Origin of the sequence: Intestinirhabdus alba (assembly GCF_009711095.1) — a bacterium.
GTDB lineage: Bacteria > Pseudomonadota > Gammaproteobacteria > Enterobacterales > Enterobacteriaceae > Intestinirhabdus > Intestinirhabdus alba.
In genome coordinates this window covers 34,539-48,019 of record NZ_WMJZ01000018.1, presented here as the reverse complement: position 1 = coordinate 48,019, position 13,481 = coordinate 34,539, and the positions used below count along the sequence as shown (strand labels likewise).

Sequence of the window (13,481 nt, the reverse complement as noted above, 5' to 3'; positions counted from 1 at the left end):
GATTATTTCAGCGGCGAGTTTTTACGCTCAATGCTGTAGCGCTCAAGCTCTTTGTACGGTACGACCTTGCTCTTCTTCTTGCGCACGTCGACTACGGTCATGCGGTCGGTGCAGGAGTAGCAGGGATCGAGGCTACCGATAATCAGCGGCGCATCGGAAACGGTGTTGCCGCGCAGCATGTAGCGCAGGGTCGGCCAGTTGGCGTAGGTCGCCGCCCGGCAGCGCCAGCGGTAGAGCTTCTGGTTGTCGCCGGTCATGCTCCAGTGGATATCGTCGCCGCGCGGCGCTTCGGCAAAGCCCAGCGCAAAGCGGTGCGGAATATAGGTAAAACCTTCCACCATCAGCGGGCCGCCCGGCAGGTTGTCCAGCCCGAAGTCGATCATGTTCAGCGCGGTATAAACCTCGTTGATGCGCACCTTCAGGCGGGAGATCACGTCGCAGCCCTGCTCGCTGTGCACTTCCATCGGCAGCAGGCCGTAGCCCACAAACGGATGATCGGCGCGGGTATCGCGGGCATGGCCGCTGGCGCGCACCATCGGGCCGACGTTGCTGAAGTCGCGGGCAATTTCCGGGTCCAGACGGCCGATGCCGACGGTACGCTGCTCCATGTTCGGCGTGCTGAGCAGCACGTCCACCAGTTCCTGCACGTCGCGGCGCATCTGCTGCGCCAGCTGCCGGGTCTGGATCATGTCGTCCTTCAGCATATCGCGACGGATCCCGCCGATCAGGTTCAGACCGTAGGTTTTACGCGCCCCGGTGAGGATCTCCGCCATCTTCATGGAGGCTTCGCGGATGCGGAAGAACTGCATAAAGCCGCTGTCGAAGCCGGTGAAGTGGCAGGCCAGGCCGAGGTTCAGCAGGTGCGAGTGCAGGCGCTCCACCTCCAGCAGAATGGCGCGGATCATCTGCGCGCGCTCCGGCACCACGATGCCCATCGCGTTCTCAACGGAGGTGGTGTAGGCGGTGCTGTGGGCAAAACCGCAGATGCCGCACACCCGGTCCGACAGGAAGGTGACTTCGTTATAGCCCATGCGGGTCTCCGCCAGCTTCTCCATGCCGCGATGGACGTAGAACAGGCGGTAGTCGGCGTCGATAATGTTTTCGCCGTCGACGAACAGGCGGAAGTGGCCCGGCTCGTCGGAGGTTACGTGCAGCGGGCCGATCGGCACCACGTTGTTTTTCTTGTCGCCCAGCTCGTTAATGAACTCGTAGGTTTCGGCGTCGGTGGTCGGTGCCGGACGCTGGCGGTAGTCCATGCTGTCTTTACGCAGCGGATACAGCTCGTCCGGCCAGTCGTCCGGCAGCACCAGGCGACGTTCGTCCGGCAGGCCCACCGGCACCAGGCCGTACATGTCGCGCACCTCGCGCTCGCCCCACACGGCGGCGGGTACGCGCGGCGTCACCGACGGAAATTCCGGCTTGTTGGCGTCAACCTCGACGCGCACCGTGATCCAGCACTTCGTACCCTGCTCCATCGACAGCACATAGTAGACCGCGTAGTGGCCGCACAGCTGGCGCTCATCGTTGCCAAACAGCACCGACAGCCAGCCGCCCTGTTTGTAATAGAGAAACTCAACCACTTCCGGCAGGTAGTTCACCTTCACGGTGATGGTCAGCTGATCTCTGGTCTGCCAGGCTTCGTCCAGCACCACGCCAGGAAAGGCCTGGTGCAGCGCCGCGAGGTAGTGTTGACCTGGTTTTTCTTCGTTCATATCTAAACTCTCTTAAATCACGCCACCAGCAAGGAGACGAAGGCTAAAAATGCAAACCCGAATCCGGCCCAGGTTACACGTGAGGTGGCGCAGAAACGCAGGCGCGCCATGCTGTTTTCGAACAGGGCGATAATCAGCACGCCCAGCACCAGCTTAACGATGGCGACAATCAGCGCCAGCAGCAGCCCACCGGCGCTGAAGACTTCCATCTGCCCCCACGGCAGGAAAACGCCGACAAACATCTGCAGGACTACCAGCTGTTTCAGGCTGATGCCCCACTTCATCACCGCAAAGCCGCTGCCGCTGTATTCGCTGAGCGGCCCTTCCTGCAGCTCCTGCTCCGCTTCCGCCAGGTCGAACGGCAGCTTGCCCATTTCGATAAAGGTGGCGAAGGCGCAGGCGCACAGCGCGAGGATCAGCGGAATGCTGCGGGCGACGGGCCAGTGATAGATGGCGTCGGTGATATTGCTGATGTGGGTGGAACCGGCCACCTGCGCCGCAACCCACAGGCCGAGCAGCAGAATCGGCTCCACCAGCACGCCGAGCATCGCCTCACGGCTGGCACCAAGGGCGGTGAACGGGCTGCCGGTGTCCAGACCCGCGATGGAGAAGAAGAAGCGAGCGATGGCGAAGAGGTAGATCAGGGTGATCAGATCGCCCAGCTGCGGCAGCGGCGAGCCGACGGTCACCACCGGCAGCGCGGTGGCGATGGTCAACATCACGCCGACCATCACAAACGGCGTCAGGCGGAACACCCAGCCGGCGGCGGCGGGAGCCACGCTCTGGCGGCCCAGCAGTTTGATCAGATCGCGGTACTCCTGCAGAACGCCCGGCCCGCGACGGTTATGCAGACGGGCGCGTGCCACGCGGGTAATGCCGGACAGCAGCGGCGCGGCGGCGAACAGCACCAGCGCCTGAATTATCGGATATAAAACGTTCATTCTCAGGCTCCTCGGGAAACCACAATCACCACCAGCACCGCCAGCTCAATCAGCGCCAGGCGACGGAACAGAACCGGCGCGGCCGCGTTCTGCCACCCCGGGATCAGCGATACCGGGTTAAGCCATTTACGCAGCTTCAGCACCGGGGCGAAGGCTGCTTTTACCGGCATGGCGAAGCCGTGAGCGGTGATTACCATTGACTTTTCATGGTCGTAGCCGCAGACCCAGGCCGCGCCGCGGGAGCGGGACGGCAGCCGGTTGCCTTTCAGAATGGTCATAATGATAAACGGCAGCAGCGGGCAGGCGATCAGCAACAGCGTCATCATCGGCTGAGAGACCTCGGTATGGGCGGTTTCCAGCGGCAGCGGCACCGCGGCGGAGAGCAGCGGCAGCAGCCACGGCGCGGCCACCCCGCCCAGCACGCAGCAGATCGCCAGCGCCACCACGCTCACCGCCATCAGGAGCGGCGCGCAGCAGGCGTTTTCCGCCTCTTTCGTGCGCGGTGCGCCAAGGAAGGCGACGCCGTAGACTTTCGCCATACACATCACCGCCAGCGCGCCGGTAATGGCCAGCCCTACCGCCAGCAGCGGCCCGAACAGGCGGCCGATAAAGGCCCCGCTGTTGCCCAGGCTGAAGAAGGACTGATAGATAACCCACTCGCCGGCAAAGCCGTTCAGCGGCGGCAGCGCGGCCATCGCCATCAGGCCCACCAGCATCGCCACGGAGATCACCGGCATACGCTTGCCGATGCCGCCCAGCTTTTCAATATCCCGATGGCCGGTACGGAACCAGACGCTGCCCGCTCCCAGGAACAGCACGCTCTTAAACAGGCTGTGGTTAATCAGGTGGTACAGGCCGCCGGTCAGTCCAAGGGCCACCAGCACCGGCTGGTTAAGCGCGATGCCGGTGACGCCCGCGCCCAGACCGAGCAGGATAATGCCGATATTTTCCAGGGTGTGGTAGGCCAGCAGGCGCTGAATATTGTGCTCCATCAGCGCATACAGGCCGCCGACAAAGGCGGTAAGCATACCGAGCACCAGCAGCAGTATGCCCCACCACAGCGGCGCATTGCCGCCGGTCAGGGAGAGGGAGAGGATGCCGAACAGCCCCACTTTCATCACCACGGTGGAGAACAGCGTCGCCGCCGGCGCGCTGGCGTTGGCGTGCGCCTGTGGCACCCAGCCGTGCAGCGGGATAATTCCGGCCAGCAGGCCGAAGCCGATCACGCCCAGCAGCCAGACGTCGGCACCGAGCGGCAGCCCCTGGGCGCGCAGATCCAGCTGGCGCAGATCGAGGGTGCCGTAGCGATGCCATACCAGCCAGCAGGCGATGGTCAGCAGCAGCGTGCCGAGACGGCCCAGCGCGAACCAGAGCTTGCCTTCTTTACTGCAGCCGGTCAGGAACGCCGCGCACAGAGCCATGATTTCCGCCATCACCACCAGCGCCCCAAGGCTGCTGGCAACCACCGCGCAGACCGCCGCCGCCATCAGCAGGTTAATCAGCAGGCCGTTCGCTTTCACCTGCGGGTGACGGTGCCAGTCAATGTTGTACAGGCTGACGAACAGCCCGCACAGGCCCAGGGTAATCAGCCAGATCGCGTTCAGCGGGGCGACCTGTATTCCGTGGCCGATAAACGGCATCACGCCCCTCGCCGCCGTCGCGCCGATCAGGGTGCCAAGACCCGCCGCCGCCGTGCACAGGCTGCCCAGCGCCCCGCCGACGCCGGCTACCCAGCCGCTCAGCGCCCGGTGGCCCGAAAATAAAAATGCCAGTACGGCGGCGGCGGCAAACCACGCCACGCCGCTGTTAATCAGTGAAATTGCGTTCATTTTGCCTCTCCACTCTGCTGAGACTGCTGGAACAAGGTGAGATCGCCGAAGTCGGTGTTGAACGTCAGTTCGCGTTTACGCTTACTGGCGCGGGCGATATCCATATTGTTCACCAGCCGCAGGGCTTTGGTAGGGCACATGCGCACGCAGGCCGGTCCCTGTTCGTCGAAGTGGCACAGATCGCATTTCACCGCGATGGCGCGCACGCCGGGCACCCAGTCCAGCAGCGTGCTGACGCGGGCCGGCGCGGGCGGTGCGGGGGGCGCTTTCGGCGTATTGGCGTTTGCCGGAATGTGCAGCGGACGGCTGCCGGAAAACTCAATAGCGCCAAACGGGCAGGCGATTCCGCACAGCTTACAGCTCACGCACAGGCTCTCATTAAGCTGTACGGCACCGTCCACGCGGTTGATGGCGTTGACCGGGCAAACCACGGCGCAGGGCGCATCTTCACATTGGTGGCAGAGCTGCGGCGCAGATTCTTTTTCATTCAGCATCACTTTCAGGCGCGGCATAGACTGCAGGCCGCGCTGACGATGCGTCTCTGAACAGGCGGCCTCACAGGTGTGGCAGCCGATGCAGAGCGTGGAGTCAGCAATTACAAAACGATTCACCAGGCATTCCTCAGGTGATGGTCATTTTTGACGAAAACCTGTCGATAAAATGTCATTTTCGACACTCATCGACAGGCTCGTCCCTAACGCCCTCGCGACAGGTCGCGAGGTCAAAACGGGCTATATTTCCGGCTCAGACGGCCGGACAGTGTCCGGTTACCAGCTGGTTGAGATTAATCGGGGCGCTGGTTTCCATGGCGTCATACAGGTTGTTGTAGACGCTGGCGATTTTTTCGAGGTAATGCTCCAGCACCTGCTCGCGATCCCGGGCGTTGACGTGGCCGTCGACCAGCCCGTCGATGCCCAGCTGCGCCTGCGCAACCCGCTGTTTCTCTTCACCCTCTTTCGTCTCAACGTAGTACTCGATAGTGTGGCTGTTAAAGCCGTCCGCCAGGGTGACGTAAATCCGAAAATGTTCAAATAACAGGAAGCAGAGCTCTTTTTCCGGGGCGCAGCTCATAGCATGATGCAAACGCGCCTTCGACAGGGTGATCCCCTGGACCAGCGAATTGCAGTAGGTATGCCACTGATCCTGCAGTCGGCGATGCCGCTGCGCGATGTAGTCCGCCTTTTCGCTTATTTCCCAAATAGACATGTCAGGTTACCCGTTTAACTGAGATAGCCAGCCGTAAGCATTTTTCATGCCAGTTTTCAACAAACTGATTTTAAAAGCATTAATACTTACACCGCCGGTTTCGACGCGGTGACGACATGTCATTTCGTCATCGTCGTCATTGTCGGCGGGTGAAGATTTCAATAATGGCATGATTATTGCTTTGTGACGGTAACGACCACGGGAGGCGATATGCACGAAATCACCCTCTGCCAACGGGCACTGGAATTGATCGAACAACAGGCGGCGCAGCATGGCGCAAGCCGGGTCACGGCGGTATGGCTAAAAATTGGCGCTTTTTCCTGCGTGGAAAGCAGCGCTCTCGCCTTTTGTTTTGATCTGGTATGCCGCGGCACGGTGGCCGAAGGCTGTAAACTGCACCTCGAAGAACAGGAAGCAGAATGCTGGTGCGAAACCTGTCAGCAGTACGTCACGCTGCTGACCCAGAGGGTTCGCCGCTGCCCACAGTGCAACAGCGATATGCTACGAATTGTCGCCGACGACGGCCTACAGATTCGACGCATAGAAATAGATTAATCTGCCGTCCGGCAACGGCCAGAGCAGTAAGTAAGAGATCAGGAGTGAGCGATGTGTACAACTTGCGGTTGCGCTGAAGGCAACCTTTATATTGAAGGCGATGAGCATAACCCTCATTCGGCGTTTCGTAGCGCGCCCTTCGCCCCGGCGGCCCGTCCGGCGCTGAACATCACCGGCGTGAAGACGTCCGCCTTTACCCCGAGCCAGACCGCAGAAGGCGATCTGCACTACGGCCACGGCGAAGCCGGAACCCATGCGCCGGGCATGAGCCAGCGCCGGATGCTGGAGGTGGAGATCGACGTACTGGACAAAAATAACCGCCTGGCCGGGCATAACCGCGCCCGCTTCGCCGCCCGCCGGCAGCTGGTGCTCAACCTCGTCTCCAGCCCCGGCTCCGGTAAAACCACCCTGCTGACCGAAACGCTGACCCGGCTGAAGGAGCGCGTTCCCTGCGCGGTCATTGAAGGCGACCAGCAAACGGTTAACGACGCCGCGCGCATTCGCGCCACCGGCACCCCGGCCATTCAGGTCAATACCGGCAAGGGCTGCCACCTCGACGCCCAGATGATCGCCGACGCCGCCCCGCGCCTGCCCCTAGCCGATGGCGGGATCCTGTTTATCGAAAACGTCGGCAACCTCGTCTGCCCGGCCAGCTTTGACCTCGGCGAACGGCATAAGGTGGCGGTGCTGTCGGTGACCGAAGGCGAAGACAAGCCGCTGAAATATCCGCACATGTTTGCCGCCGCCTCGCTGATGCTGCTCAACAAGGTCGATCTGCTGCCGTACCTGAACTTCGACGTGGAAAAATGTATCGCCAGCGCCCGGGAGGTGAATCCGGACATTGAAATTATCCTGATTTCCGCCACCAGCGGCGAAGGGATGGACCAATGGCTGAACTGGCTGGAGGCGCAGCAATGTGCATAGGCGTACCGGGCCAGATCCGCACCATTGACGGCATCCAGGCGAAGGTCGACGTCTGCGGCATTCAGCGCGATGTTGACCTGACGCTGGTCGGCAGTTGCGACGAGAGCGGCCAGCCGCGCATCGGCCAGTGGGTGCTGGTCCACGTCGGCTTTGCGATGAGCGTGATTAACGAGGCCGAAGCGCGCGATACCCTCGACGCGCTGCAGAATATGTTTGAGATGGAGCCGGACGTTGGGGCGTTGCTCTACGGCGAGGAGAAATAATGCGTTTTGTTGATGAATACCGCGCACCGGAGCAGGTGATGCAGCTGATTGAGCACCTGCGCGAGCGCGCCGCCCACCTTTCCCATACCAGCGAACGTCCGCTGCGTATTATGGAGGTGTGCGGCGGCCACACCCACGCCATCTTTAAGTTCGGCCTCGACCGACTGCTGCCGGACAACGTGGAATTTATCCACGGCCCCGGCTGCCCGGTCTGCGTGCTGCCGATGGGCCGCATCGACAGCTGCGTGGAGATAGCCAGCCATCCGGAGGTGATTTTCTGCACCTTCGGCGACGCCATGCGCGTGCCGGGGAAACAGGGGTCGCTGCTGCAGGCGAAAGCGCGCGGCGCGGATATCCGCATCGTCTACTCGCCGATGGACGCCCTGAAGCTGGCCCAGGCGAACCCGACGCGCAAGGTGGTCTTCTTCGGCCTCGGCTTTGAAACCACCATGCCGACCACCGCCATTACCCTGCAGCAGGCGAAGCAGCGCGACGTGCAGAACTTCTGGTTCTTCTGCCAGCACATCACCCTGATCCCGACCCTGCGCAGCCTGCTGGAGCAGCCGGACAACGGCATCGACGCCTTCCTCGCGCCGGGCCACGTCAGCATGGTGATCGGCACCGACGCCTACGGCTTTATCGCCAGCGAGTTTAACCGTCCGCTGGTGGTGGCCGGCTTTGAGCCGCTCGATCTGCTGCAGGGAGTGGCGATGCTTATTGAGCAGAAAATCGCCGACCACAGCCGCATTGAAAATCAGTACCGCCGCGTGGTGCCGGATGCCGGTAATGCGCTGGCGCAGCAGGCCATCGCCGAGGTCTTCACCGTCTCCGGCGACAGCGAGTGGCGCGGTCTGGGTGTGATTGGTGCCTCCGGCGTGCACCTGACGCCGGACTATCAGCGTTTTGACGCCGAGGCGCACTTCCGCCCGGCACCGCAGGAGGTCTGCGACGATCCCCGCGCCCGCTGCGGCGAGGTGCTGACCGGCAAGTGTAAGCCGCACCAGTGCCCGCTGTTTGGTAAAACCTGTAACCCACAGACCGCGTTCGGCGCGCTGATGGTCTCCTCCGAGGGGGCGTGCGCCGCGTGGTATCAATATCGTCAGCAGGAGTGTGAAGCATGAACAGCGTACAACTCGCCCACGGCAGCGGCGGCCAGGCCATGCAGCAGCTGATCGACAGCCTGTTTATGGAGGCCTTTGCCAACCCGTGGCTGGCGGAGCAGGAGGATCAGGCGCGCCTGGAGCTGGCGCAGCTGGCGGCAGAGGGCGATCGGCTGGCCTTTTCCACCGACAGCTACGTTATCGACCCGCTGTTCTTCCCCGGCGGCAACATCGGCAAGCTGGCGATCTGCGGCACCGCCAACGATGTCGCGGTCAGCGGCGCTATCCCGCGCTACCTCTCCTGCGGCTTCATTCTTGAAGAGGGGTTGCCGATGGCAACCCTGAAGGCGGTGGTCGACAGCATGGCGGCCACCGCGCGCGAGGCGGGCATCGCCATCGTCACCGGCGATACCAAGGTGGTGCAGCGCGGCGCGGCGGATAAGCTGTTTATCAACACCGCCGGCATGGGGGCGATCCCGGCGGGCCTGCGCTGGGGGGCGCAAACCCTGAGCGCGGGCGACGTGCTGCTGGTCAGCGGCACCCTCGGCGACCACGGTGCCACTATCCTCAACCTGCGCGAGCAGCTGGGGCTGGACGGTGAACTGGTCAGCGACTGCGCGGTCTTAACTCCGCTGATCCAGACGCTGCGCGATATCCCCGGCGTGAAGGCCCTGCGCGACGCCACCCGCGGCGGCGTTAACGCCGTGGTGCACGAATTTGCCGCCGCCAGCGGCTGCGGGATCGAGCTGTCCGAATCCGCACTGCCGGTGAAGCCCGCAGTGCGCGGCGTCTGCGAGCTGCTGGGGCTGGACGCGCTCAACTTCGCCAACGAGGGCAAGCTGGTCATCGCCGTCGAACGCCGGGTGGTAGAGCCGGTGCTGGCCGCCCTGCGGGCGCATCCGCTGGGGCGCGATGCCGCCATGATTGGCGAAGTGGTCGAACGCAAAGGGGTGCGCCTGGCGGGTCTTTACGGCGTCAAGCGCACGCTGGACCTGCCGCACGCCGAACCGCTGCCCCGGATATGCTAAAAACGTGTTATTTTATACCCGCCTGACGACATAGCCCGTCAGGCCCCCTGCCGGAGCCGCCGTCCGACAGCAGCTTATTATCTCTGTTCAGGCTGCGCCCCCTTAGCGGGCGCGGCGGGCGGCGTTCAGGCCAGACAGCGCAGAGGATGTATTTCAGGCACCTGTCCCGCAGGGTTGGGGCCGTTAAGGCCCGTCGCCGCGCCGCCCGCCGCGCATCGGGAGCCGCCGGACCTTACGGCTCGCGCCGGGTTCCGGGCCTGACTGCCCTGACGAACGGTTAAGGGGCGCGGCCTATAATTTATTAATCTTTTTTGCACCGTTCCGCGGTGTTTTCCTGGAATAGCAACATGTCGTATACACCGATGAGCGATCTCGGCCAGCAGGGGCTGTTCGATATCACTCGCACTTTATTGCAGCAGCCGGATCTGCCGTCGCTGAGCGAAGCGCTTTCAGAGATGGTAAAAAGCGCGGCGCTGGCCGACCGCGTCGCCATCGTGCTGTGGCAGCCCCAGACCCAGCGGGCAAGCTATTACGCGCCCCGAGAAAATGGCGAAACGGTTGAGTACGAAGATGAAACCGTGCTGGCCCACGGTCCGGTGCGCCGCCTGCTTTCGCGTCCCGACGCGCTGCGCTGCAGCTACCAGGAGTTCGCCGGGGCCTGGCCGCAGCTGGCCTCCGGCGGGCTGTATGCGCCCTTTGGCCACTATCTTCTGCTGCCGCTGGCGGCGGATGGCCGCATCTTCGGCGGCTGTGAGTTTATCCGCAGCGAAGAGCGCCCGTGGAGCGAAAAAGAGTACCATCGCCTGCAGACCTTCACCCAGATCGTCAGCGTGGTGGCCGAGCAGATCTGCAGCCGGGTCACCAACAATATTGATTACGAGCTGCTGTGCCGCGAACGCGATAACTTCCGCATTCTGGTCGCCATCACCAACGCCGTGCTGTCGCGACTGGATATCGACGAGCTGGTGAGCGAAGTGGCGAAAGAGATCCATCACTACTTTAATATCGACGACATCAGCATCGTGCTGCGCAGTCCGCATAAGAATAAACTGAGGATCTACTCCACCCACTATCTCGAAAAAGATCACCCCGCCCACGAACAGAGCGAGGTGGACGAGGCGGGAACCCTCACCGAGCAGGTGTTCAGAAGCAAAGAGATGCTGCTGATCAACCTGCACGAGCGGGACTCGCTGGCCCCCTACGAGCGGATGCTGTTCGATATCTGGGGCAACCAGATCCAGACGCTGTGCCTGATGCCGCTGATGTCCGGCAATACCATGCTCGGCGTGCTCAAGCTGGCGCAGTGTGAAGAGAAAGTATTCACCACCGCCAACCTTAAGCTGCTGCGCCAGATTGCCGAGCGCGTGGCCATCGCGGTGGATAACGCCCTCGCCTACCAGGAGATCCACCGGCTAAAAGAGCGGCTGGTGGATGAAAACCTGGCGCTGACCGAGCAGCTTAACAACGTCGACAGCGAGTTCGGCGAAATCATCGGCCGCAGCGAGGCGATGTACAACGTCCTCAAGCAGGTGGAGATGGTGGCGCAAAGCGACAGTACCGTGCTGATCCTCGGCGAAACGGGCACCGGCAAGGAGCTGATCGCCAGGGCTATCCACAACCTGAGCGGCCGTAACGCCCGGCGGATGGTCAAAATGAACTGCGCGGCGATGCCCGCCGGGCTGCTGGAGAGCGATCTGTTCGGCCACGAGCGCGGTGCCTTCACCGGAGCCAGCGCCCAGCGTATCGGCCGTTTTGAGCTGGCGGATAAAAGCTCGCTGTTCCTGGATGAAGTGGGCGATATGCCGCTGGAGCTTCAGCCCAAGCTGCTGCGGGTACTGCAGGAGCAGGAGTTTGAGCGCCTCGGCAGCAATAAGCTGATCCAGACCGACGTGCGACTGATCGCCGCCACCAACCGGGATCTGAAAAAGATGGTGGCCGATCGCGAATTTCGCAGCGACCTCTATTATCGGCTGAACGTCTTTCCGATCCAGCTGCCGCCGCTGCGCGAGCGTCCGGAAGATATTCCACTGCTGGTCAAGGCCTTTACCTTTAAAATCGCCCGCCGTCTGGGGCGCAATATCGACAGCATTCCCGCCGAAACCCTGCGCATTCTCAGCAATATGGAGTGGCCGGGCAACGTGCGCGAGCTGGAGAATGCGGTGGAGCGCGCCGTGCTGCTGACCCGTGGCAACGTGCTGCAGCTGTCGCTGCCGGATATCGATACGAAGCCGGAGACGCCGCCGGTGGCTACCGCGATTGCCAAAGAGGGGGAGGATGAATATCAGCTGATCGTCCGGGTACTCAAGGAGACCAACGGCGTGGTGGCCGGGCCGAAGGGCGCAGCGCAGCGCCTGGGGCTGAAGCGCACCACCCTGCTGTCACGGATGAAGCGGCTGGGAATTGATAAAGACGCCCTGGCGTAACGCCGCTTCAGGCTGCGTCCCTTAGCCGTTCATGAGCGTCGCTGGCGGTCGTTCAGATTCGGGACAAGACGCGCGGGTATGTCTACGCGGCACGGGCCTCAATGGCCCCGGCCAGGCGGGACGCAAACCGGTAAACCGGGCAACGCGCACCTCGATCGCCCGACGGCGGACGTTGTGCCAGCGGACGGCCCCGGGATGCAAAATAAAGCGACTGCGCCGGACAAGACCCAACGATACGGGCCGGACTTTCGCCCGCGTCGCCGGCGGTTAGCGCGACTTCTTACGCTGGTATTTTTCCGGCAGTTCAGGAACGGGGCGCTTGTCGTCGATAAGATGGCGAACGGTTAAGATCGGATGCCACAGGAGCATACGCGGCCCTGCCCAGCGCATGATCTGCTTCATCTCTTCCCGCTTTGCCGGCTGGTAGCAGTGTACCGGACACTGCTTACAGGCCGGTTTTTCTTCGCCGAAGACGCAGCGGTCCAGGCGCTTCTGCGCGTAGGCAAACAGCGTTTCGTAATGCCCCGGTTCGTCTGAAGCCTGCGGGCACTGGCGTTCATACAGCGCGATCATTTTTTCAATCGTTTGTTTTTCGCGAGCAATTCGTTTGCCGGACATACTGCCTCCTCCACGGCATAAAGTTGCATTTATAATACAACTTATTCTCTTTGCCGACCATCACCCGAAGGTGACAGATCCGGCACAAACAGCGCCCACGCTGGCGTGACGAGGGCCTGCAGCCGGCTTATTCCCCTGCCCTTATTGCGCCTTATCAGGCTTCCGCTCAGGCCTGCGGGCGGGTTACGTTGTTCAGCACGGCGGCTCATCAATCGTAACGGACGCGGCACGGGAGATCCTCCAGGGGCGGGTCGGATAATTTCAGCACCGCTTCTCCGCGTCCTGGTCACGGCTTCTTCTGCTGCTGCAGTAAAAATTCCCGCCGCAGCCGAGGTTCTTAGCAAAGAAGTAACCATCAGCCGCTGAAATCCTCATTCAGCGACTATCATCTCCTTTTTGCGGGTATAAGGGTAAAATCTCCCCCTTTACGTGTGATGCAAGTCACCATCAGAAAATAAAAATATTTAACATTCAAATAATTAAATAAAAAATAGCAAATGAGAATATTTCTATATTAGAAAATAATTCTATCGACACTAAATAATAACCACAAAAATAAAAAGTATTTCTCTTTATTAATCGATATATTTTCCTCACCGCTAAGTGGCTATTTCATCAGACATAATGAGTACAGGAAGTTTGAACACAGACGGCGTACAGGCAGTATTTTAGTCATTCCCCTGAGAGGCTTACGAACGTATATATCCTAAATAGTTCGAGTTGCAGGACAAAATGCAGCACGTTTTGAACAGCCCCAGAGCTGCCCCCGAAGGGATGAAGCCCCTGGCCGAATAAAGCCAACGCACATGCAACCTGAAGTATGGCGGGTATAAATAGTCTGACCGGATAACCACGGCGTTCCTTTTATATCGATTGTCGGTT

At 61.4% G+C, this 13,481-nt stretch carries 13 protein-coding genes; 6 read left to right on the top strand and 7 right to left on the bottom strand.

Features of this window, described 5'->3' with window-relative positions:
* Positions 1 to 2: 2 nt before the first annotated feature.
* From hycE to GJV78_RS13625, 6 genes are all read right to left on the bottom strand, one after another.
* Positions 3 to 1,712 (bottom strand): formate hydrogenlyase subunit HycE, encoded by a 1,710-nt coding sequence (hycE, locus tag GJV78_RS13650; protein ID WP_155108887.1) that lies wholly within the window; start codon positions 1,710 to 1,712, stop codon positions 3 to 5.
* A 17-nt stretch (positions 1,713 to 1,729) separates the two neighbouring features.
* Positions 1,730 to 2,653, bottom strand: coding sequence for a respiratory chain complex I subunit 1 family protein (locus tag GJV78_RS13645; RefSeq protein WP_155108886.1), 924 nt, complete (start codon positions 2,651 to 2,653; stop codon positions 1,730 to 1,732).
* 2 nt (positions 2,654 to 2,655) lie between these two features.
* Positions 2,656 to 4,482, bottom strand: a complete 1,827-nt coding sequence (gene hycC, locus GJV78_RS13640; RefSeq protein ID WP_155108885.1) for a formate hydrogenlyase subunit 3 — start codon at positions 4,480 to 4,482, stop codon at positions 2,656 to 2,658.
* Positions 4,479 to 5,093: a 4Fe-4S dicluster domain-containing protein gene (locus GJV78_RS13635; protein ID WP_167519572.1), complete on the bottom strand. Its 615-nt coding sequence runs from the start codon at positions 5,091 to 5,093 to the stop codon at positions 4,479 to 4,481. Before GJV78_RS13635 ends, hycC begins: the two co-directional genes overlap by 4 nt.
* A 133-nt stretch (positions 5,094 to 5,226) precedes the next feature.
* Positions 5,227 to 5,688 (bottom strand): formate hydrogenlyase regulator HycA, encoded by a 462-nt coding sequence (hycA, locus tag GJV78_RS13630; protein ID WP_155108883.1) that lies wholly within the window; start codon positions 5,686 to 5,688, stop codon positions 5,227 to 5,229.
* 6 nt (positions 5,689 to 5,694) lie between these two features.
* A complete protein-coding gene (locus tag GJV78_RS13625) occupies positions 5,695 to 5,904 on the bottom strand; it encodes a hypothetical protein (protein WP_155108882.1) in 210 nt (69 codons plus the stop codon).
* On the opposite strand from GJV78_RS13625, the gene hypA reads away from it, so the two are divergent.
* The 6 genes from hypA to flhA all read left to right on the top strand — a co-directional run bounded on the left by hypA (position 5,899) and on the right by flhA (position 11,981).
* The gene (hypA, locus tag GJV78_RS13620) at positions 5,899 to 6,243 is read left to right on the top strand and encodes a hydrogenase maturation nickel metallochaperone HypA (RefSeq protein ID WP_155108881.1); all 345 of its coding nucleotides are present in this window, start codon (positions 5,899 to 5,901) and stop codon (positions 6,241 to 6,243) included. The genes GJV78_RS13625 and hypA overlap by 6 nt on opposite strands.
* 51 nt (positions 6,244 to 6,294) lie before the next feature.
* Complete coding sequence (hypB, locus tag GJV78_RS13615; RefSeq protein WP_155108880.1) at positions 6,295 to 7,167, top strand: hydrogenase nickel incorporation protein HypB; 873 nt, start codon at positions 6,295 to 6,297, stop codon at positions 7,165 to 7,167.
* Positions 7,158 to 7,430, top strand: a complete 273-nt coding sequence (hypC, locus tag GJV78_RS13610; RefSeq protein WP_155108937.1) for a hydrogenase 3 maturation protein HypC — start codon at positions 7,158 to 7,160, stop codon at positions 7,428 to 7,430. The genes hypB and hypC overlap by 10 nt, the downstream gene beginning before the upstream one ends.
* The gene (gene hypD, locus GJV78_RS13605) at positions 7,430 to 8,551 is read left to right on the top strand and encodes a hydrogenase formation protein HypD (protein ID WP_155108879.1); all 1,122 of its coding nucleotides are present in this window, start codon (positions 7,430 to 7,432) and stop codon (positions 8,549 to 8,551) included. Before hypC ends, hypD begins: the two co-directional genes overlap by 1 nt.
* Positions 8,548 to 9,558 (top strand): hydrogenase expression/formation protein HypE, encoded by a 1,011-nt coding sequence (gene hypE / locus GJV78_RS13600; RefSeq protein ID WP_155108878.1) that lies wholly within the window; start codon positions 8,548 to 8,550, stop codon positions 9,556 to 9,558. The genes hypD and hypE overlap by 4 nt, the downstream gene beginning before the upstream one ends.
* A 347-nt stretch (positions 9,559 to 9,905) precedes the next feature.
* Positions 9,906 to 11,981 carry a formate hydrogenlyase transcriptional activator FlhA gene (gene flhA, locus GJV78_RS13595; protein ID WP_155108877.1) on the top strand — a complete coding sequence of 692 codons (2,076 nt, stop codon included), beginning with the start codon at positions 9,906 to 9,908 and terminating at the stop codon, positions 11,979 to 11,981.
* A 267-nt stretch (positions 11,982 to 12,248) separates the two neighbouring features.
* Here the strand turns inward: flhA and GJV78_RS13590 are convergent, their stop codons facing one another.
* Complete coding sequence (locus tag GJV78_RS13590) at positions 12,249 to 12,599, bottom strand: nitrous oxide-stimulated promoter family protein (RefSeq protein WP_155108876.1); 351 nt, start codon at positions 12,597 to 12,599, stop codon at positions 12,249 to 12,251.
* Positions 12,600 to 13,481: the final 882 nt, after the last annotated feature.

Excerpts from the sequence above, each read along its gene's own strand:
- hycE (WP_155108887.1), bottom strand. The coding sequence starts at position 1,712 with ATGAACGAAGAAAAACCAGGTCAACACTACCTCGCGGCGCTGCACCAG.
- GJV78_RS13645 (WP_155108886.1), bottom strand. The coding sequence starts at position 2,653 with ATGAACGTTTTATATCCGATAATTCAGGCGCTGGTGCTGTTCGCCGCC.
- hycC (WP_155108885.1), bottom strand. The coding sequence starts at position 4,482 with ATGAACGCAATTTCACTGATTAACAGCGGCGTGGCGTGGTTTGCCGCC.
- hycA (WP_155108883.1), bottom strand. The coding sequence starts at position 5,688 with ATGTCTATTTGGGAAATAAGCGAAAAGGCGGACTACATCGCGCAGCGG.
- hypA (WP_155108881.1), top strand. The coding sequence starts at position 5,899 with ATGCACGAAATCACCCTCTGCCAACGGGCACTGGAATTGATCGAACAA.
- hypB (WP_155108880.1), top strand. The coding sequence starts at position 6,295 with ATGTGTACAACTTGCGGTTGCGCTGAAGGCAACCTTTATATTGAAGGC.
- hypC (WP_155108937.1), top strand. The coding sequence starts at position 7,158 with ATGTGCATAGGCGTACCGGGCCAGATCCGCACCATTGACGGCATCCAG.
- hypD (WP_155108879.1), top strand. The coding sequence starts at position 7,430 with ATGCGTTTTGTTGATGAATACCGCGCACCGGAGCAGGTGATGCAGCTG.
- hypE (WP_155108878.1), top strand. The coding sequence starts at position 8,548 with ATGAACAGCGTACAACTCGCCCACGGCAGCGGCGGCCAGGCCATGCAG.
- flhA (WP_155108877.1), top strand. The coding sequence starts at position 9,906 with ATGTCGTATACACCGATGAGCGATCTCGGCCAGCAGGGGCTGTTCGAT.
- GJV78_RS13590 (WP_155108876.1), bottom strand. The coding sequence starts at position 12,599 with ATGTCCGGCAAACGAATTGCTCGCGAAAAACAAACGATTGAAAAAATG.